This window comes from Marinovum sp. (genome assembly GCF_034669705.1).
Lineage (GTDB): Bacteria > Pseudomonadota > Alphaproteobacteria > Rhodobacterales > Rhodobacteraceae > Marinovum.
This window is the reverse complement of record NZ_JAXMOR010000035.1, coordinates 22,953-42,292: the sequence shown is the minus strand read 5'-3', so window position 1 is coordinate 42,292 and position 19,340 is coordinate 22,953. Positions and strand designations below refer to the sequence as shown.

Annotated in this window: 21 protein-coding genes; 6 read left to right on the top strand and 15 right to left on the bottom strand. The window is 66.9% G+C overall.

Features of this window, described 5'->3' with window-relative positions; translation table 11 throughout:
• Positions 1–16 precede the first annotated feature (16 nt).
• The 4 genes from VOI27_RS19335 to VOI27_RS19320 all read left to right on the top strand — a co-directional run bounded on the left by VOI27_RS19335 (position 17) and on the right by VOI27_RS19320 (position 4,443).
• The gene (locus VOI27_RS19335; RefSeq protein WP_323767586.1) at positions 17–427 is read left to right on the top strand and encodes a universal stress protein; all 411 of its coding nucleotides are present in this window, start codon (positions 17–19) and stop codon (positions 425–427) included.
• Between the two features lie 160 nt (positions 428–587).
• Positions 588–1,685: a TRAP transporter substrate-binding protein DctP gene (gene dctP, locus VOI27_RS19330; RefSeq protein ID WP_323767584.1), complete on the top strand. Its 1,098-nt coding sequence runs from the start codon at positions 588–590 to the stop codon at positions 1,683–1,685.
• Between the two features lie 85 nt (positions 1,686–1,770).
• On the top strand, positions 1,771–3,084 hold the full coding sequence (locus tag VOI27_RS19325; RefSeq protein WP_323767582.1) for a TRAP transporter small permease subunit: 1,314 nt from the start codon (positions 1,771–1,773) through the stop codon (positions 3,082–3,084).
• A 3-nt stretch (positions 3,085–3,087) separates the two neighbouring features.
• Complete coding sequence (locus VOI27_RS19320) at positions 3,088–4,443, top strand: TRAP transporter large permease subunit (protein WP_323767580.1); 1,356 nt, start codon at positions 3,088–3,090, stop codon at positions 4,441–4,443.
• Positions 4,444–4,468: 25 nt separating this feature from the next.
• On the opposite strand, the gene VOI27_RS19315 is transcribed toward VOI27_RS19320, so the two are convergent.
• The 5 genes from VOI27_RS19315 to VOI27_RS19295 all read right to left on the bottom strand — a co-directional run bounded on the left by VOI27_RS19315 (position 4,469) and on the right by VOI27_RS19295 (position 8,621).
• Entirely contained in the window at positions 4,469–5,662 is a 1,194-nt protein-coding gene (locus VOI27_RS19315) for an alpha-D-ribose 1-methylphosphonate 5-triphosphate diphosphatase (protein WP_323767578.1), read from the bottom strand.
• Positions 5,659–6,246 (bottom strand): phosphonate metabolism protein/1,5-bisphosphokinase (PRPP-forming) PhnN, encoded by a 588-nt coding sequence (gene phnN, locus VOI27_RS19310; protein WP_323767576.1) that lies wholly within the window; start codon positions 6,244–6,246, stop codon positions 5,659–5,661. Before phnN ends, VOI27_RS19315 begins: the two co-directional genes overlap by 4 nt.
• Entirely contained in the window at positions 6,243–6,926 is a 684-nt protein-coding gene (phnL, locus tag VOI27_RS19305) for a phosphonate C-P lyase system protein PhnL (protein WP_323767574.1), read from the bottom strand. Before phnL ends, phnN begins: the two co-directional genes overlap by 4 nt.
• Positions 6,927–6,999: 73 nt before the next feature.
• Positions 7,000–7,770: a phosphonate C-P lyase system protein PhnK gene (gene phnK / locus VOI27_RS19300; RefSeq protein ID WP_323767572.1), complete on the bottom strand. Its 771-nt coding sequence runs from the start codon at positions 7,768–7,770 to the stop codon at positions 7,000–7,002.
• Positions 7,767–8,621, bottom strand: coding sequence for an alpha-D-ribose 1-methylphosphonate 5-phosphate C-P-lyase PhnJ (locus VOI27_RS19295; protein WP_323767601.1), 855 nt, complete (start codon positions 8,619–8,621; stop codon positions 7,767–7,769). The genes phnK and VOI27_RS19295 overlap by 4 nt, the downstream gene beginning before the upstream one ends.
• Positions 8,622–8,707: 86 nt before the next feature.
• On the opposite strand from VOI27_RS19295, the gene VOI27_RS19290 reads away from it, so the two are divergent.
• Positions 8,708–8,893 carry a hypothetical protein gene (locus VOI27_RS19290; RefSeq protein WP_323767570.1) on the top strand — a complete coding sequence of 62 codons (186 nt, stop codon included), beginning with the start codon at positions 8,708–8,710 and terminating at the stop codon, positions 8,891–8,893.
• 32 nt (positions 8,894–8,925) lie between these two features.
• On the opposite strand, the gene VOI27_RS19285 is transcribed toward VOI27_RS19290, so the two are convergent.
• The 3 genes from VOI27_RS19285 to phnG are packed head-to-tail and all read right to left on the bottom strand — an operon-like array spanning position 8,926 to position 11,050.
• Entirely contained in the window at positions 8,926–10,014 is a 1,089-nt protein-coding gene (locus VOI27_RS19285; RefSeq protein WP_323767568.1) for a carbon-phosphorus lyase complex subunit PhnI, read from the bottom strand.
• On the bottom strand, positions 10,014–10,595 hold the full coding sequence (gene phnH, locus VOI27_RS19280) for a phosphonate C-P lyase system protein PhnH (protein WP_323767566.1): 582 nt from the start codon (positions 10,593–10,595) through the stop codon (positions 10,014–10,016). The genes VOI27_RS19285 and phnH overlap by 1 nt, the downstream gene beginning before the upstream one ends.
• Positions 10,595–11,050 carry a phosphonate C-P lyase system protein PhnG gene (gene phnG, locus VOI27_RS19275; protein ID WP_323767563.1) on the bottom strand — a complete coding sequence of 152 codons (456 nt, stop codon included), beginning with the start codon at positions 11,048–11,050 and terminating at the stop codon, positions 10,595–10,597. The genes phnH and phnG overlap by 1 nt, the downstream gene beginning before the upstream one ends.
• Positions 11,051–11,131: 81 nt before the next feature.
• Here phnG and phnF point away from each other — a divergent pair, with 81 nt between their 5' ends.
• Entirely contained in the window at positions 11,132–11,845 is a 714-nt protein-coding gene (phnF, locus tag VOI27_RS19270; RefSeq protein WP_323767561.1) for a phosphonate metabolism transcriptional regulator PhnF, read from the top strand.
• A 77-nt stretch (positions 11,846–11,922) separates the two neighbouring features.
• Here the strand turns inward: phnF and VOI27_RS19265 are convergent, their stop codons facing one another.
• From VOI27_RS19265 to VOI27_RS19235, 7 genes are all read right to left on the bottom strand, one after another.
• Positions 11,923–12,540: a DapH/DapD/GlmU-related protein gene (locus VOI27_RS19265; RefSeq protein WP_323767559.1), complete on the bottom strand. Its 618-nt coding sequence runs from the start codon at positions 12,538–12,540 to the stop codon at positions 11,923–11,925.
• Positions 12,540–13,853 carry a phosphonate ABC transporter, permease protein PhnE gene (gene phnE / locus VOI27_RS19260; RefSeq protein WP_323767556.1) on the bottom strand — a complete coding sequence of 438 codons (1,314 nt, stop codon included), beginning with the start codon at positions 13,851–13,853 and terminating at the stop codon, positions 12,540–12,542. The genes VOI27_RS19265 and phnE (VOI27_RS19260) overlap by 1 nt, the downstream gene beginning before the upstream one ends.
• Positions 13,854–14,023: 170 nt before the next feature.
• Positions 14,024–14,893, bottom strand: coding sequence for a phosphonate ABC transporter, permease protein PhnE (gene phnE, locus VOI27_RS19255; protein ID WP_323767554.1), 870 nt, complete (start codon positions 14,891–14,893; stop codon positions 14,024–14,026).
• A gap of 144 nt (positions 14,894–15,037) precedes the next feature.
• Entirely contained in the window at positions 15,038–15,949 is a 912-nt protein-coding gene (gene phnD / locus VOI27_RS19250; RefSeq protein ID WP_323767552.1) for a phosphonate ABC transporter substrate-binding protein, read from the bottom strand.
• A 243-nt stretch (positions 15,950–16,192) separates the two neighbouring features.
• Positions 16,193–17,008 carry a phosphonate ABC transporter ATP-binding protein gene (phnC, locus tag VOI27_RS19245; protein ID WP_323767550.1) on the bottom strand — a complete coding sequence of 272 codons (816 nt, stop codon included), beginning with the start codon at positions 17,006–17,008 and terminating at the stop codon, positions 16,193–16,195.
• Between the two features lie 414 nt (positions 17,009–17,422).
• Positions 17,423–18,502, bottom strand: coding sequence for a sn-glycerol-3-phosphate ABC transporter ATP-binding protein UgpC (locus tag VOI27_RS19240; protein WP_323767548.1), 1,080 nt, complete (start codon positions 18,500–18,502; stop codon positions 17,423–17,425).
• A 10-nt stretch (positions 18,503–18,512) separates the two neighbouring features.
• On the bottom strand, positions 18,513–19,337 hold the full coding sequence (locus VOI27_RS19235; RefSeq protein WP_323767546.1) for a carbohydrate ABC transporter permease: 825 nt from the start codon (positions 19,335–19,337) through the stop codon (positions 18,513–18,515).
• Positions 19,338–19,340: the final 3 nt, after the last annotated feature.

Below are 19,340 nucleotides of genomic sequence, written 5' to 3'. Positions count from 1 at the left end.
GGCATAGGAGAGAGCAATGTACAACAAGATCCTGGTGGCCATGGCGCTCGACCACGGCATCTCGCCCGAAATGCTGAAGATCGCACAGGCACTCTGCAATCCGGGCGCCGAGATCGTCGCCCTGCATGTCTTCGAGGCGCCGCCGTCCTCGGTCAACGCCTATCTCGGCGAGGATGCGGTGCGCGAAGGCTATGAGCGGGCGCGGCAGCTGATGGCCGAGAAAACCGCGCATATCGAAGGGATTACCGCCCGGATCGTGCGCGGCCACACCTATCGCACGCTGATCGAATACGCCGCCGATCACGACATCGACTGTATCGTCATCGGATCGCACCAGCCCGATTTCAGCGACTACCTGCTGGGCTCCACCGCGGCGCGGGTGGTGCGCCACGCACCCTGCGCGGTGCATGTGTTTCGCAGCAGTTGAGCGGCCCCGGTCGGTGGCGGACTGTCAAGGGTCCGAGGCGGTTTTGATCAGCGTAAATGAAAAAAGGCTTAGAAAATAATCGAATCCGGTTAGGCTTGCGTGGTCGGGAGGCGGGTCGCGAAGTGAAGCCGGCCCCCGGCGCATGATAGGGAGGACCAACATGACCAAACTGATACAGCGGCGCCATGCGCTGCGTTCGATTGCCGGCATGGGGGCCGCGACGCTGGCCGCGCCGCATGTCGCCACCGCCGCCTCGCACGGCACCATTTGGAAGATCCAGACCAGCTGGCCCGGTGGCGCCGGCCTGCAGATCTTCAAGGACTGGTGCGGCTCGATCCAGGAAAAGACCGGCGGCGAGCTCAGCTTCACGCCGTTCGGCGCCAATGACGTCGTCGGCGACTTCCAGCTTTACGACGCGGTCAAGAACGGCGTTCTGGACGCGGTCAACCCCTTCACCATCTATGCGCAGGGGATCATCCCGGCGGCGACCTTCCTGACCTCGATCCCGCTCGGGCTGCGCAATCCGCATGAGTTCGACGTGTTTTACTACGGCCTCGGCGGCATCGACATCGCCCGCGAGCTTTATGCCGCGCAGGGGATGCATTTCGTCGGCCCGGTGCACCACGGCCCGAACATCATCCACTCCAAGGTGCCGATCCGCTCGATCGACGATTTCGCCGGCCGCAAGATGCGCCTGCCCGGCGGCATGGTCGCCGAGATTTTTACCGAGATCGGCGCCGAGACCACCGTTCTTCCCGGCTCCGAGATCTTTCCGGCGCTGGAGAAAGGCACCATCGACGTGGCCGATTACGTCGGTCCGGCGGTCAACTATGCGCTCGGCTTCAGCCAGGTCACCGACTACATCGTCATGGGCCCGCCGGGCTTCATGTCGCTCTACCAGCCGGTCGACATCATGGACATCACGGTCGGCAAACCCGCATGGGACGCGCTCTCGCCCGAGATGCAGCAGTTTGTCGAGATGGAGACCCACGTCTATTCCGACATGCATCACGCCGCGATTCAGGCCGCCGACCAGGAAGCCTGGGGCAAGTTCGAAGCCGACGGCACCGAGGTCACCCGCCTGACGCAGGACGACGTCGAACTGATGACCGAGGTGGCGGTGCCGATCTGGTTCGACTACGCCAACCGCGATCCGCAGGCCGCGCGGGTGTTCAAGATCCAGCTCGACTACATGCAGTCGGGGTCGCTGGGCTATGTCGATCCGGCGCTGACCGACGGGCTCGAGCTCAAGCTCTGATCGCCTGACGCAATCAGACGTCGCCGCTCGGGGACGCTCCCCGGGCGGCGTTTCTATCCTTATCCGAATATTGAAGGGGACCGCCATGCCGGGGCTCAGCTTCACGCTGCCGCATTGGCTCTACTGGATCGGGCTGATCGTCTTTCCATTGGTCGCGATGATCCTGTCGCGCCGCCCGCAGCCGCAAGAGAAACGCTACACCCTGCCGCTGGCCTACATGATCGCCGTCACCGGCGGCATTCTCGGGCTGCACAGGTTCTACCTCAAAAGCATGTGGGGGCTGATCTTCATCCCGCTGTTCCTCTTCGTGCTCTACTGCAACGCCCAGACGCAAGAGGCCCGCACCGTCCTGTCGGGCTTCGACAACGAGCTGCGCGTCGCCGAACGCACCCTGGCCCGCGAAGAGACCCGCGTTGCCGATGCCCGCGCCGGGCTGGCCGAGCTGCAGGCCACCGTCGACGCCGCCGAGGATGGCTCGTTCGCGAAGAAGGCCGCCGAGCGCCGTCTGACCCGCGCCGAGGACACCATCTCAAAAGGCGAGGCCCGCCTCACCGAGGCCCGCGCCGCGCTGGAAGAACGCACCCCGCTGCGCGACGACGCCGCCGAGACACGCGCGTTCTGGGACAACATGGCGGGCTACACCTTTTACCTGATCCTCGCGCTGCTGCTGATCGACATGATCCTGCTGCCGAGGCTGGTGCGCCGCGCCAACGAAACGCTGCCCCCGCACGAGGAACTGACCGAAACCGAACTGGCGCTGAAAAAGGCCGAGGCTGCGCAGGGCCAGAAACCCGACGCCGCCTATGCCGAGAACTGGATCGACCGGTTGAGCCTGTTCTGCGGCGAGTTTGTCGCCTATTGGGCGGTGATTGCGGTCTTTGTCTACTATTACGAGGTGCTGGCGCGCTACGTCTTTGGCAGCCCCACCAACTGGGCGCATGAGGCGATGTACCTGATGTTCGGCATGCAGTACCTGATCGCGGGCTCTTACGCGATGCTGACCGAAAGCCACGTGCGCGTCGATATCTTCTACGCGCCGCTGACCCGGCCCAAGAAAGCCTGGGTCGACCTTCTGACCTCGGTCTTCTTCTTCATCTTCGCGGGCACCCTGCTGGTGACCTCGTGGATCTTTGCCATGGACGCCATCGCCGTGCCCTCGGGCAATTCGATCCTGTCGGATTGGGCGCGCGGCCAGATCAGCTTTGGCGAGATGGTGGGCGGCTTCGGCTTCGACCAGTGGACCAACAGCAACATCCGCTGGGGCGAGATCAGCTTCAACGAATGGGAGGTGCCGCTCTGGCCGATGAAATGGGTGATGGTGATGGGCGGCGTACTGCTTGTTCTGCAAGGCATATCGAAGGTGTCCAAGGACATCCGCGCGATCGCACGGGGGAACTGACGCATGGGCGTTGAAATCGATATCGCATGGCTGACGCTGATCATGTTCGGCAGCCTGCTGGTGCTCTTGATGGCCGGTCTGCCGCTGGCCTTCGTCACCGGCGGTCTGGCCTGCGTTTTCCTGTTCATTCTGGGTGATGAGCGAGCGCTGAACATCGTCCCCAGCCGGATCTTTCCGTTGATGACCAACTACCAGCTCTCGGCCATCCCGCTGTTCATCTTCATGGCCGCGATGCTGGAAAGGGCGGGGATCATCAACGACATGTTCGACGTGATCTACAAGGTCATGGGCGGGCTGTCGGGCGGTCTCGCGGCGGCCACGATCATCGCCTCGACCATCCTCGCCGCGATGGTCGGCGTGATCGGTGCGGCGGTGGTGACCATGGGCATCATCGCGCTGCCGGCGATGCTGAAACGCCATTATGACCCCAAGATCGCCATGGGCTCGATCATGGCGGGGGGCACGCTGGGCATCCTGATCCCGCCGTCGATCCTCGCCATCATCTATGCCGTGGTGGCCGAGCAATCGGTGGGCGAGCTGTTCATCGGCGCGGTCATTCCCGGCCTGCTGCTGTCGGGCATGTACATCCTGTACGTCGTCGCCCGCTGCACCCTCAACCCCGCCCTCGGCCCGGCGATCCCGGTGGAAGAGCGTGTCAGCAACCGCGAGAAGGTGGCTCTGATCGGCAAGATGGCCGCGCCGCTGACGCTGGTGATCGTTGTCCTGGGCATCATCTTTTCGGGCGTCGCCACCCCGGTGGAGGCGGCGGGCATCGGCACCTTCGGTGCCTTCATCGTCGCAGCCATCCACCGCAAGCTCGACTGGCCCACCGTGCGCGAGGCCTGCACCACCACGCTGAAAGCCTCCGCCATGGTGATCTGGATCATGTTCGGCGCGACGATCTTTGTCGGCCTCTACGTGCTGGAGGGCGGCCAGCAGTTCGTGCAGGAAAGCCTCGCCGCCACCGGGCTCGGACCATGGGGCATCCTGATCCTGATGCAGGTGCTCTTGGTGATCCTCGGCATGTTCCTCGACTGGGTCGGGATCCTGCTGCTCTGCGTGCCGATCTTCGTGCCGATCATCAAGGCGCTGGGGGCCGCCGCCTTCGGGCTCGACAGTAGCGAAGACCTCGTGCTGTGGTTCGGCGTGCTCTACCTCGTCAACATGCAGATGAGCTTCCTCTCGCCGCCCTTCGGCTATGCGCTGTTCTACCTGCGCGGCGTGGCCCCGGCGGAAATCCCGATGAGCGACATCTTCAAATCGGCGCTGCCGTTCCTGTTTCTTCAGATCGTCGGGCTGGTGCTCTGCATGGTCTTCCCGCAGGTCATCACCTGGCTGCCGCGGCTGGTTTACGGATGAGGCGGGCGCCGGGGAACCGCGGGCCTCAGCCCACCTTGTTGCCCCGGCTCCAGACCCCGCGCAGCAGCGGTATGCGGCCCAGCGTCCGGACCCGCAGGACATCGCCGCGCAGCCCCTTGGCAAGCGTGCCGCGATCGGTGAGCCGGGCGGCGCGCGCCGGGTTGGCGGTGACGCTGGCGATGGCGCGGGGCAGGTCGTCCCAGATCTCCGCCAGCCGGAACGCTGACAGCAGCAGCGCCGAGGGCACGTAGTCCGAGGAAACGATATCGAGCAGGTCCGCCCGTGCCAGCTCCTCCGCCGCCACGTTGCCGGAATGCGAGCCGCCGCGGATCAGGTTGGGCGCGCCCATCATCACCGCGATGCCGTGGGTGCGGCAGGCCTCGGCCGCCTCCACCGTGGTGGGAAATTCGGCGAACCCCACGCCATTGGCCGCCGAGGTGGCGACATGTCCGGCGGTGGTGTCGTCGTGGCTGGCCAGCACCGCGTTCAGGCGGCTTGCCTCCTGCACCGCACCGGCCTCGTGCCGGGCCCCGAAACGGCGCTGCAGCCCCAGCAGGTTTTCCACATGTTCGGCGAAGTCGGCGTCATCCATGCCACGTTTGCGGGCCACATAGGTCTTGAGCGCGGTCAGGTCGCGGAACTGGCGCTGGCCGGGCGTGTGGTCCATCAGGCTGAGGATGCCGACGCGGTCTTCCGGCCCGAAGCCCGCCAGCTCGTCGAGCAGGGTTTCCGAGCAGATCTCGGCCCGCAGATGCAGGAAGTGGCTGATCTTGAAGACCCCCTGGGCGCGGGCGGCCAGCAGCTCGTCGGCGAGCTTGCGGGCATAGTCGATGTAACGCCCCTTGCCGGAGTGGATCGAGCCGACGCGCATGGCATCGAACACGGTGGTGATGCCGGTCGAGGCCAGTTCGGCGTCATGGGCGATCAGCGCGGGCAAGTGCGGCCAGTCGACCTCGGGGCGCGGCTCGATATGGCGTTCAAGATTGTCGGTGTGCAATTCGACGAGGCCGGGGAAGACCAGGTCGCCGGCGCAGTCCACCGCGCCCGCGGGCAGGCGGTCGCCTTCGACGATCCCGGTGATCTCGCCGCGCTCGATGGTCAGGGCACCGGTCACGACCCGGTCGGACAACACCAGCCGCGCGTTGGCGAGGCAGAGATCGCCCCCGGGCAGGTCTTGCGGGGCCGGCTGGACATCTGTGATCTCGGAATGGGAATTCATGATGTGGTCTCTCTTGGCAAGGCAGCGGGCAGGCCGGTGGGGCCATCTGAAGGCGCCAGCAGCGCGGTTGCGCGGGCGATGGTCTCGGTCAGGGGGCCATCGTTGGACAGGGCGATCACCTCGAGCCCCGCGGGCAGCGGCGTCTCGGCCTGGGCCAGGCGGCTGGCGATTTCGGCCGGGTCCTCGCGGCCGCGGGTGGCCAGGCGGCGGGCCAGCGTCTCTGGCCGGGCGGTGATGCTCAGCACCACGACGTCCGGAAAGACCGCAACGGCCTGGCCCAGGGCGCGGCGGGAGAAATTGACCAGGCAATCTGTGCCTGACGCCAGCCGGTGGGTCACCGCGACCGGGATGCCATAGCGCAGCCCGTGGGCCTGCCAGTGCACCGCGAAGGCCCCGCTGGCGGCGCGCGCCTCGAACTCCGCGACCGACACCGCCTCATGATCCTCGCCGCCAAGGTCCGGTGCACGGGTGATGACCCGGCGAACGCGGTGCAGGCCGGGCAGGGCGGCCGTAAGCCCCGCCATCACGCTGTCCTTGCCGACGCCGGAGGGACCGACCACGGCGATCAGGCGGCCGCCGGTCATGCCGCGACCCCGGGGGTGAAGCGGCCGACGTCGATCTCGCGGTCGCAGACCCGGGCGCGGGCCGCCTCGTCGTGAAAGATGCCGATGATCGCCGCACCGCGCGCCTTGGCCGCCTCGATCAGCCCGAGCACCACCTCGCGGTTGGCGGCGTCGAGGCTGGCGGTGGGCTCGTCGAGCAGCATCGCCGGATAGTCATGGGCAAAGCCGCGGGCGATGTTCACCCGCTGCTGTTCGCCGCCGGAAAAGGTGGTGGGCGAGAGCGACCAGAGACGCTCGGGGATGTTGAGCCGGGTCAGAAGCCCGCGCGCGCGGCTCTCGGCCTCTGACGCGCCGACCCCGAGTGCCCGCAGCGGGTCGGCCACCACCTCGAGCGTCGGCACCCGCGGCACCACGCGCAGGAACTGGCTGACATAGCCCAGGGTGTCGCGGCGCAGCGCAATCACCGTGCGCGGCTCGGCCTGCACGATGTCGGTGCCGGCGATGCGGATCGCGCCAGACCGGGTCTGGTAGTTGCCGTAGATCATCCGCATCAGCGTCGATTTGCCGGCCCCCGACGCGCCGGTGAGCGCCACGCACTCACCGGGCGCGACGCGAAACGAGGCGTCGCGGATCACCTGGATCACGGCGCTGCCCTGGTTGTGCAGGGTGAAGGTCTTGGAGACGTGTTCGAGCTCAATCATCTGTCTTCATCTTTGCGAGTTCTTGCCGGGGAAACTCCGGGGTGCATGCGCAGACCGCGCGAGGGACGCGCCGCTATACCTGCAGAACGCTCGAGACCAGCAACTGGCTATAGGCGTGCTGGGGGTCGTCGAGCACCTGGTCGGTCAGCCCGGACTCGACCACGCGGCCGGATTTCATCACCATCAGCCGGTCGGCCAGCAGGCGCACCACGGCGAGGTCATGGGTGACGATGATCGCCGAGAGCCCCATGTCGCGGACCAGCCCGCGCAACAGGTCAAGCAGCCGTGCCTGCACAGAGACGTCCAGCCCGCCGGTGGGTTCGTCCATGAACACCAGCCGCGGGGCGGTGACGAGGTTGCGGGCGATCTGAAGCCGCTGCTGCATCCCGCCCGAAAAGGTGGTGGGCCGGTCATCGACGCGGGCGGCGTCGATCTCGACCCGGCCGAGCCAGTCGGTGGCCTTGTCGCGGATGTCGCCATAGTGGCGCGCGCCCACCGCCATCAGCCGCTCGCCGACATTGCCACCGGCGCTGACGCCCATGCGCAGCCCGTCGCGGGCGTGCTGGTGGACAAAGGCCCAGTCGGTACGCCCCAGCATCCGCCGTTCGGGCTCTGACATGGTGACGGTATCCCTCGGGCCATCGCCGCGGGTGTCAAAGATCACCCGTCCGGCGTCCGGCGCCAGGTGACCGGCCAGACAGTTGAGCAGCGTGGACTTGCCAGAGCCGCTCTCGCCGACGATGCCCATGACCTCGCCGGGGTAGAGATCGAAGCTGACGCCGTCGCAGCCGATATGGGCGCCGTAGCGCTTGGTGATGTCCTGAACTGACAGCAGGGGGGTCATGCCGCGTCCTTTCCCTTGTGGCCGTCGGCCTGTCGCGCCGCGCAGTAGTCGGTGTCGGAGCAGACGAACATCCGTCCGCCCGCGTCATCGATGATGACCTCGTCGAGATAGCTGTCGCCGGCACCGCAGAGCCCGCAGGTGTGGTCGGCCTTGGAGGGCTCGAAGGGGTGATCCTCGAAATCCAGGCTGACCACCTGCGTATAAGGCGGCAGCGCGTAGATGCGCTGTTCGCGGCCCGCGCCGAACAGCTGGATCGCGGCCATGTCGGCCAGTTTCGGATTGTCGAACTTGGGGATCGGCGACGGGTCCATCACGTAGCGCTCCTCCACCTTGACCGGATAGGCATAGGAGGTCGCGATATGGCCATGGCGCGAGATGTCCTCGTAGAGCTTGACGTGCATCAGCCCGTAGTCCTCGAGCTCGTGCATCTTGCGGGTCTCGCTCTCGCGGGGTTCGAGAAAGCGCAGCGGCTCGGGAATCGGCACCTGGTAGACCAGCACCTGCCCCTCGGTGAGCGGCGCCTCGGGAATGCGGTGGCGGGTCTGGATGACGCTGGCCTCGGTGGTTGCAGTGGTGGTCGCGACCCCGGCGGTGCGCTCAAAGAAGCTGCGGATCGAGACCGCGTTGGTGGTGTCGTCCGCGCCCTGGTCGATCACCTTGAAGGTATCCTCTGGCGTCAGCACCGCCGCCGAGACCTGCACCCCGCCGGTGCCCCAGCCATAGGGCATCGGCATCTCGCGGCTGGCAAAGGGCACCTGGTAGCCGGGGATGGCCAGACCCTTGAGGATGGCGCGGCGGATCATCCGCTTGGTCTGTTCGTCGAGATAGGCAAAGTTGTAATCTGAGGACACTGTCACAGGACTGTCTCGCTTTTGTGCTCAATGGCCGTCAACGGCATGTGGATGCAGGGGCTTGGAGGCTGAACGGAATGAACCTGATGACGATTGCGGGCCTGGCGCTCGGGCTGGGCGCGGCGGTGATGGTGGTGGACCAGGCGTTGCTGCGCACCCTGCCGCTTCTGGGGCGGTTTCTGCCCGACGATGTCTGCGGACCGGACGGCTGGCTCATCGATACGGTGAACAACACCGGCATCTTCGATCTGCAGTCGCGGCGACGCGGCTGAGCTTTGCCGCCCCGGTTCAGGGGCCACGCGGCTCATTCCGCGGCCTCGCGCGCCTGGGATTCACCAGCCTCGCGGCGCAGCTTGCGCACCAGTTCCAGCTCTGACTGGAAATCGACGTAATGCGGCAGCTTGATGTGCTCGAGAAAGCCCGTCGCCTGGATGTTGTCGGCGTGGTAGAGCACGAATTCGGCGTCCTGCGCCGGCGCGCCGACATTGTCTTCGCCCAGCTCTTCCCAGCGCAGCGCGCGGTCCACCAGCGCCATCGAGATCGCCTTGCGCTCGGTCTGGCCAAACACCAGACCATAGCCGCGGGTGAACTGCGGCGGCTCGGATTTCGATCCTTTGAACTGGTTGACGGTCTCGCATTCGGTCAGCACCACCTCGCCGATCTCGACCGCAAACCCCAGCTCGGGGATCTCCAGTTCGACCGGTACCGCGCCGATGCGCAATTCGCCCACGAACGCATGGTTGCGGGCGTAGCCGCGCTGGGTGGAATAGGCGAGGCCAAGGGTGAACCCCTCGTCGGCCCGGGCCAGCGCCTGCAGGCGCAGGGCGCGCGCGGCGGGCATCTCCAGCGGTTCGCGGGTCAGGTCGGGCGGCACGGTGTCGTCACGCGGGGCCTCTTCGATCAGCCCTTCGCGGTTGAGAAACCCGGTGACATGCGGCACCGGGCCCGGTTCGGGGGGGCGCGCAGGCGCCTCCGGCACCGCGCCTTCAGCGGCGAGTTTGAAATCGAGCAGACGGTGGGTGTAATCGAAGGTCGGACCCAGCACCTGGCCGCCGGGCAGGTCCTTGAAGGTGGCCGAGATCCGGCGGTCGCAGGCCATCTTGCCGGTATCGACCGGCTCAGACGCCCCGAAGCGCGGCAGGGTGGTGCGATAGGCACGGATCAGGAAAATCGCCTCGATCAGGTCACCGCGTGCCTGCTTGATCGCCAGCGCGGCGAGGTCGGGATCATGAAGCGAGCCCTCGGCCATCACCCGATTGACGGCCAGAGAGAGCTGTTCGCGGATCTGGGCGACGCTCAGTTCGGCCACATCGGTGTCACCGCGGCGCTCTTCGGCCAGCCAGGCATGGGCGTTTTCGATGGCGCGCTCGCCGCCTTTGACTGCAACATACATCAGGCGGCTCCTTCTTGTGCGGCGACCCGCGTGCTGCGCGGCAGGGCGGCGAGGCGGCTGCCGCTGGTGAAAATGAAATCGAGACCGCGGGGATAGAGGGCGCGGTTGGCCCGGAAGGCCGCGATCTCCGGCAGCGACAGCACCGCGCTGTCCTTGATGCCGGGGCCGGAGAGGCGGGCGCCGCACACCTCGAGCATGGGGCTTTCGACGATCAGCGTGGCCGAGCGGTCTGGGTATTGCGAGCTGCCGACAGGGTAGGCCGAAAGCGGCGCAAGGGTTTCCCAACTGCCCAGCGCGAACATGCACTGCGCCGGGGCGGTGACGGGCGCGCCGGTGTGGAAGGCCAGCCATCTGCGCACTGCGTCGCAGTCGTATCCACCGGCGAGGGCGACGGGAGTGTCGCTGTCGCAAAGCGTCAGCAGCACGGCGCCGGCGGCCGGCGAAAGCGGCGCAGGCGACGCGGCGCCGGTGATGTCGTGGATCGTGCCGGGGCGGGCCATCGCCTCCATCACCGCGCGAAAGGCCCGGGCCGATTGGATCGCGGGATCGGTGAAGCCGCCTGAGAGCGTGTCTGCCTGCATCAATCCTCTCCTCTGACCATGGTGAAGAATTCAACCTTGGTGGCGGCCGCCTTGGCGGCGCGTGTGGCCCTGACCGCCGCCAGCTCGGCCTCGAGCGGGTCCAGCACTTCCCGGCGCAGGGTCTCGGCCGCCTCGGTCTGCATCAGCGCATCCACCAGCGCCGCGGCCTCGGCATCGGTCTTGCGGCGGCCCTGAAGATAGGCGTGGCCGACCTCTCCGCCTGCCAGGGTAAGTGCGCAGCGGGTCACGGTCATCTCGCCCAGGTTGAAGGGGGCACCGGTGCCGCCGGCACGGGCGCGGACCATGGTGCTGCCGATCTCTGGCGCGCGCAGCCAGCTGAAGCCGGGGCGCGTCATCGCGGCGTCCAGCAGGGCGGCGGCGCGGCCCTCTGGCGCCTTGGCAAGCAGGGCCATCCAGGCCTTGCGGGGGGCATCTGAGTCGACGGCGTCTTTCATCTCGACAACTTCTCTGAATACTATACAACTATACATATCTTAGCATATTGCGCCCATCGAGACAGCGGAGATTTGTGAAAATTGCGTGACGCCCGGACCCCGATCTGGCAGGCCATCGCCGATGCGCTGCGCAGCGACCTGGCCGAGGGGCGCTATCTGCCCGGCGACAGGCTGCCCACCGAGGCCGCCCTGGCCGAGCGCTTCGGGGTGAACCGGCATACCGTGCGCCACGGGATCAAGGCGTTGGTGGACGAGGGGCTGGTGCGGACGCGGCGCGGGGCGGGCGCCTTTGTGGCGGCGGTGCCCACCGATTATCCGATCGGCCGCCGGGTGCGGTTTCACGAGAACCTGATCGCAGCCGGGCGACTGCCGGAAAAGCGTGTGCTGCTGCTGGAAGAGCGGGCGGCAACTGGCGGCGAGGCCCGCGCGCTGGAGATCGCGGCGGGCGATCCGGTCTGCGCCTGTCACGGGCTGTCGCTGGCCGACGCACAGCCGATCGCGGTGTTCGAGAGCCTGTTTCCACTGGCGTCTCTGCTGGGGATCACCGCCGCCTTGTCGCAGACCAGCAGCGTGACCGAAGCGCTGGCCGCGGTGGGGGTGGCCGATTACACCCGTGCCTCGACCCGCCTGACCGCGGTCCGCGCCACGGCGACCCTGGCGCTGCATCTGCAGGTCTCAGAGGGCGATCCGCTGCTGCGCTCCTCTGGGGTGAATGTCGATGCGGCGGGCGTGCCGGTGGAATACGGGCGGACCTGGTTTGCCGGTGACCGGGTGACGTTGACGTTGGAGGAATGAGGGGGGCAGGTGAGCCCGAGGGCTACCGTGACCGGAGGCAGAAAGGCGGCAGGCGCATCGGCCGCGGAGACGGACGCCTACCCCCCATACCGCTCCAGAAACGCCTCCGCCTCGAGCCCGCGGAAATCCTCGAGCGCCAGACGCAGCGCGTCATGCGGCCAGTCCCACCAAGCCAGCGCGATCAGGCGCTCGGCGATGGCGGGGGGCTGGCGGGGACGCAGGGGCCGGGCCGGGGTGCCGGCGACGATGGTGTAGGGGGCGACGTCGCGGGTCACCACGGCGCCGGCCGCCACCACCGCGCCATGGCCCAGCGTGACGTCGGGCTTGACCATCGCCCCGGCGCCGATCCAGGTGTCGTGGCCGATATGGGCCAGCCGCGCGCGGCGGCGGGCAAAGAACGCCGCATCGCGGGGTGCGTCGTCCCAGTAGTCGTCGGAGCGATAGAGGAAATGATGACAGGCGGCGGTGTCGAGCGGATGATCGGTGGCCCCGATCCGCGAGAAGGCGGCGATATTGGCGAACTTGCCGATCCGCGCATTGGCGATATCGGCGTAACGGTCGCAATAGCTGTAGTCGCCCAGCGACGCATTTGTCAGCCGGCTGCCGCGGCCGATCTCGACATAGGCGCCGAACCGGCTGTCGGTGATCTCGCAGTCGGGGTGGCGGGTGGCGGCATCGGGGGACAGGCGCGGCATCAGTCGCGGCGTCCGATCAGCTTGCCGCGCAGCCAGCCCGAGAGCCAGTCCATCACCATCACCATCAGCACGATCAGCACGATGTAATAGGCGACCTCTTCCCAGTCCTTCTGGGTCTGGATCGCCTGGGTCAGCATCAGACCGATGCCGCCGCCGGTGATCGCGCCGATGATGGTGGCCGAGCGGGTGTTGGACTCGAGGAAATAGAGCAGCTGTGCCAGAAGCACCGGCACCACCTGCGGGATCACGCCGAACCGATAGCGTTGCAGCGGCTTTGCCCCGGTCGAGGCAACGCCTTCGATCTGCTTGCCGTCGACGTTTTCCAGCGCTTCCGAGAAGATCTTGCCGAAAGTGCCGGTGTCGGTGATCAGGATTGCCAGCGCCCCGGTCAACGGGCCGGGACCGAAGGCGCGCGAGAGCACCACCGTCCAGATCAGCGCATCCACCCCGCGCAGGAAGTCGAACAGCCGCCGGGTGGCGGCCCGCAGCGCCATCAGCGGCGAAAAGCGCCGGGCGGCCAGAAAGGCCAGCGGCAAGGCGATCAGCGCCGCGCCCATGGTGCCGAGAAAGGCCATCAGGATGGTCTCGCCGATCGCCCAGGCCACGTCCTTGTGGCGCCACATCGGGTTGTTCCAGAAGTCGTGGAGCGCGCCGGCGATGTTGGACCGCTCTGCATCGAGCCGGTCGCCCAGCAGCAGCGCGGCGAAGCTGTGGCCGTGGTAGGGGCTGTCGAGGGTGAACCAGAACAGCTCCCATCCGGGGAAGTAGTTGAACACCTCGGTGCGCGCGCCGGTCAGGGTGATGCGCCCCTCCGGCGTGGTGATGCCGATGCGCCGGCTCGACGCCGAGATCCACTCGGGCAGCGCCTCGGGCAGGTTGGTCACAAGGGTGCGGCCCCGCGCCTGCACCTCGATCATGGGAAAGCCGGGGATCTCGATCTCGGTCCGGGTGTCGGGCAGGTAGCGCACGATGTGGTCACTGCCAAGATCGATGGTCAGCACCTCGTCGCCGCTGACCCAGGCGGGGCGCTGGCCCTCGGGATACCGGCCCTTGCGCTCGCCCTCGACGGCATAGGAAATCTGGCCGGTGCGATTGTCGCGGGTGACATGGACCTTGTGCGACCAGCTGTCAGACAGCACCGTGACCGCGTTGTCCATATTGGCGCGCTGGGCGAGGCCGGGGATGTCGAAGGCCACGACGATGTAGACGAAGTAGAGCACGATGACCGCCGGGATGCCGAAGCCCAGCAGGCGCTTGCGCTGGAACAGCCGGTCGGCGGCGTGTTTGGTCAGGCTCAGATCGGTGGCGGTCATTGTGCGGGCCCCTTGGAACTTTTGGGTGACTGGCCATCGGCCAGATTGGATTGCTGACCTTCGGCCAGGCTGGACTGCTGACCTTCGGTCAACGTGAATTACTGACCTTCGGACACCGTGAATTACTGACCTTCGGACAACGTGTATTACTGACCTTCGGTCAGCGTGAATTACTGACCTTCGGTCAGGCGATCCCGCAACCGACTGGACACTTGGTCAAAGAAGACGATGGTGCCGAACAGCAGGATGAAGATGGCGGCCGCCTCATCGAACCGGCCCGGCCCCCAGGCCATGGCGTTGCGCAGCTCGTAGCCGATGCCGCCGGCGCCGACGAAGCCGAGGATGGCAGAGGCGCGGATGTTGATCTCGAACCGCAGCAGGGCATAGCTCACATAGTTCGGCGCCACCTGCGGCAGCACGCCCAGCAGCATCCGCTGCGACCAGTTGGCCCCGGTAGAGGCGAGGCCCTCGACGGGCTTGAGGTCGGCGTTCTCGGCCACTTCCGAGAACATCTTGCCGAGCGCACCGGCGGTGTGAAAGGCGATGGCGATCATCGCCGGCACCGGGCCGCCGCCCAGAACGAAGATCAGGACCAGCGCGATGACGATCTCGGGCACTGCACGCAGCACATCCGAGAGCCGGCGGAACAGCGGGATCAGCCGCGGCCAGCGGGCCAGCCCCCGGGTGCCCAGAAGCGACAGCACCAGCCCGCCCAGAGCGCCGATCAGGGTCGAGACGGCGGCGATATTGACGGTCTCGATTAGGGCCGGAACATAGCGGACAATCAGGGCGGGCAGGTCGGCGCGTTTCTCCCAGGCCTCCGACAGCACGTCGGCCGGGTAGTCGCCGATCTGGTGCAGCCCGTCCCAGAAGCCACCGGCGTTGCGGCCGTCGGCGACGTTGAACCCCGCCACCATCAGCACGACAAAGATCATGAGCGTCAGCCCGCCATAGAGCCTGCGGCGCTGGACCTGCGCCATGTAGCTTGATTGCAGGGCGCGCAGGCGCTGCGGCGCGTGGGCGAGGGAGGCGTCGGTCATCGGGGTGTCTTCCTGCGCGCGCCGGCCCGAACGGGGTCCGGGAGCTTGGCGCTGTTTGGCAAAGAGGCCCCGGGGCAGGCCCGGGGCGCGCGTGGGGAACGCGCAACCGCGAGGGCTGCGCGTCGCTCCTTGGTCGCGACAGGCTCAGCTGCCGATCTTGGCTTTGCGCGCCTCGACGATCGAGAGATAGGTGTCATGAGTCACCGGCTGAAAGCCCAGCGTCTCGCCGGCGGCCACACCATAGGCGCACTCGGCGTCGCGCTCATGCAACTCGTCGACCAGCGCGGTCATCTTCTCGCGCACCTCGGCCGGCAGTGCCTTGCGCAGAACGATCGGGCCCTCCGGGATCACGTTGGATTTCCAGATTTCCACCATCTCGTTCATGTCGACGATGCCCGCGTCCACGGCCTTGCGCAGCGCGCCCGAGTTGTAGCCGTCTTCCCAGTGGCCCTGACCGTCGGCCCAGGTCACGCCGGCGTCGATGTCGCCGTTGTTGACCGCGACGATGGTCTGCTCGTGGCCGCCGGTGAACTTGACCTCCTCGAAGTAGGCGCCCGACTCCATGGTGATGGCGTCCTTGTACTGCGGGATCTCGATCGACGGGATCAGGTAACCGGAGGTCGAGTTCGGGTCACCGAAGCCAAAGACCTTGCCTTCCATGTCGTCGAGCGAGGTGATGCCCACGTCCTTGCGCGCGAACCCGATGGAGTGATAGCCGATCGAGCCGTCGACGTTGACCTTGATCAGCACCGGCTCGACCGCCTCGGGGTCCTGCAGGAAGGTGGCGGCATAGGCCGAGGCGCCGAGCCAGGCCATGTCGATCGTGCCGCCCAGAAGACCCTGGATCACGCCATTGTAATCGGCCGGAGCAAACAGCCTGGTTTCGACGCCAAGCGCCTCGGTGGTGTAGTCGGCGAGGCACTGGTAGGAGTTCATCCGGTCCTGGGCGTTCTCGCCGCCGAGGATGCCGATGCGGAACTCGGTGATCTCTTCCGCGACGGCGCCGCTGCTCAGCGCGGTGGTGGCGGCAAGCGCAAGTGCGAGGGTCTTGGTCATGTCTCTCTCCGGTGTATGGCCCTACCGCCTGACGGCTGCTTGAGGGCGGGTTTGTTGCCCTGCCGCCGGGCGGCGGTTTGAGGGCGGGTTTGTTGCCCTACTGCCTGACGGCTGCTTGAGGGCGGGTTTGTTGCCCTACTGCCGGGCGGCGGCTTGAGGGCGGGTTGTTTGCCCTGCCGCCGGGCGGCGGCTTGCGGGCGGGGTTGTCAGGGGCGGCGCCGTGCCGGTGCGCACGGGCCCGGCTCAGGCATAGGCTTCGGCCTCGCGGACCTCCGGCCTGTCGAGGGTCTCGATCTCGGTCGAAGTTGCAGCCTCTGAGAAATCCGCGCCGGCGCCATAGATGTCGCGTGCCACGCCGGTGGTCAGCTGCTCGGGCGTGCCGTCGAACACGATGCGCCCGTCGCGCATCCCGATCACCCGGTCGCAATAGCGCCGCGCGGTATCGAGCGTGTGCAGGTTGGCGATCACCATACGCCCGTCCTCTTCGTGGATCCGGCGCAGCGACTGCATCACCACCTGGGCATTCATCGGGTCGAGGCTGGCAATGGGCTCATCCGCGAGGATGATCTTGGGGCCCTGCATCAGCGCACGGGCAATCGCCACCCGCTGCTGCTGCCCGCCAGAGAGCGCCTCGGCGCGTTTCGGCGCCTGTTCGGCGATGCCGAGGCGGTCGAGGATCTCGATGGCCTTGTGAATGTCGGCCTGCGGATAGAGGTTGAACATGGTCGCCAGCGTCGAGCGCCGGTTCAGCGTGCCGTGCAGCACGTTCGACACCACGTCCATCCGCGGCACCAGATTGAACTGTTGAAAGATCATCGCGCAGCGTGATTGCCAGTCGCGTCGGGCTGCGCCGCGCAGGGCAGTGATCTCTTCGCCTTCAAAGGTGATGGTGCCCTCTGAGGCATCGCTCAGCCGGTTGACCATGCGCAGCAGCGACGACTTGCCGGCGCCCGAGCGGCCAATGATCCCGATCATGGTCGGCCGTGCGACCGCGATGCTGGCCGCATCCACCGCCGTCTTGTCACCGAACCGTTTGGTGAGTCCTTCGATCTTCAGCATGTCGCCCCCGTGTTTGGAGGCCGGATAAAGGCTCAGCGCGACAGCACGGTGACGGATTTGAATCAGGTTTTTTACGGTTCGGCAAAGAAGCTGTGACGACGCAAGATCCGGACGGCGTGCGATGGGGCGAGGTGGTTCGTACGGCGCTGGTTCCGGCCCCCGAGTGGACCGTGGCCGCCAAGGGGCAGCGGTCGGCGGTCCCGGCCCCCTGCGCCCGGTTTGCGCCGCGGATGTCGCGATGGCGCCACGCAGCGCGCCGCGTCCCTTGCGGGGCTACCGTACGACGCGCCCCGCAACGTCACGCCTGAGTTTGAGCCGAGGCAGCGTGTCCTCTGATCGCAACCCGGTACCGCGCGGCTCGGAGAGAGCCGCTCTCGGACATCGCCGAGCCTGCAGCACAAGCCGGACCGGACCCTAGCGTAGGGCGGTGCCGGTCTCGCGGTCGAAGACGTGCAGCTGCGACGGGGTCAGCCGGATCGTCACGCTATCGCCCTTGACCGGATGGTCGATTCCACCGACCCGCGCCAGAAGCCGGGCCTCGCCGATCCCGAGGCTCAGGAGCGCATCGGCCCCCAGCAGCTCGTCGAGCAGCACCTGCGCGCTGTAGGTGAGCGGCGCATCCGCCGGTCTGCCGGCGCCAACCGTGATATGCTCAGGCCGCACGCCGAGACGGACCTGCCGTCGCGCGCCGGTATCGACGGGCAGGGCCGGCAGGGCGAGGCTGCCGCAGTCGCTGCGCCAGGCGCCGGTGTCGTCGCGGCTGAGGTCGAGGAAGTTCATCGCCGGGCTGCCGATGAAGCCGGCCACGAATTCATCCGCCGGGCGGTCATAGACCTCGCGCGGGGTGCCGACCTGGGCCACCACGCCACCGTTCATGATCACGATGCGGTCGGCCAGTGTCATCGCCTCGACCTGGTCATGGGTGACATAGACCGAGGTCGCGCCGAGCCGGCCGTGCAGCTCCTGCAGTTCCATCCGCATCTTGACGCGCAGCTTGGCATCCAGATTGGACAGCGGCTCGTCGAACAGGAAGACCTTGGGCGTGCGCACGATGGCGCGGCCAATGGCAACGCGCTGGCGTTGGCCGCCGGACAGGGCGGCGGGCTTGCGCTGCAAATAGTCGGTCAGCCCCAGCATCTCGGCGGTGCGGCCGACGCGGTCGTTGATCTCGGCCGTGGGCACCTTTTGCAGCTTGAGCGCCATCGCCATGTTGTCGAACACCGACTTATGCGGATAGAGCGCGTAGTTCTGGAACACCATCGCCACGCCGCGGTCCTTGGGATCGACATCGTTCATCCGCGCGCCGCCGATCATCAGGTCGCCCGAGGTGATGCTCTCGAGCCCGGCGATCATCCGCAGCGTCGTCGACTTGCCGCAACCCGAGGGCCCCAGCAGCACAAGAAATTCGCCGTCGCGGATCGTCAGGTCGAATTGCTGCACGGCCTCCACGTTGCCATATTTCTTGCCGATACGGTCCAGTTTCACTTCGGTCATTGTCAGGGTCTCACTTGCCTGCGCCCGCGGTCAGCCCGCCGACGATCTGTTTCTGGAAGATGGCGGTGATGATCAGCACGGGGATGATGGCGATCACCGTCGCGGTCGAGATCGTCTCCCACGGGAAGGCGTATTCGCCGGGGTAGAGCGAGATGCCGACCGGCGCGGTGCGCATCGCGTTCTGGGTCATCAGCACCAGTGCCAGCGGAAACTCGTTCCACGAAAAGATGAAGACGATCAGCCCGGTCGCCACGAAGCCGGGCCACGACAGCGGGATCACGATCGACCAGAAGATGCGGAAGAAGCCCATGCCGTCCATCCGCGCGGCCTCTTCGATCTCGGGCGGCAGCGTGGCGAAGTAGCTGGCCAGCATCCAGACCGTGAAGGGCAGGAACAATCCGGTGTGGGCGATGATCAGCCCGGTGTAGGTGTTGAGCAACCCGAGGTGCAGGAAGTTCTGGAACAGCGAGGGCAGCAGCGACACCGGCGGGAACATCGACACCGCGAGGATGAAGACCATCAGCACGCCGGCCCGCCGCATCCCCAGCCGCGACAGCGCATAGCCCGCCATGCCGCCAAAGCTGAGCGCCACGACGGTGCAGCCCAACGCCACGATGAAGGAGTTCAGCACATAGAGCAGAAGCTCCGGCGAGTTGGTGAAGATGTGGATGTAGTTCTTCAGCGTGAAGGGATCGGGCAGGTACTGCGGCGGCCAGGCATAGATGCCCTCGGTGGTCTTGAGCGAGGTCAGGATCAGCCAGATGATCGGCAGGAAGGAGATCACCACCGAGAGGATCACCAGCGCGTAGAGGCCGAAACGGGGACGTTTGGTCATGGT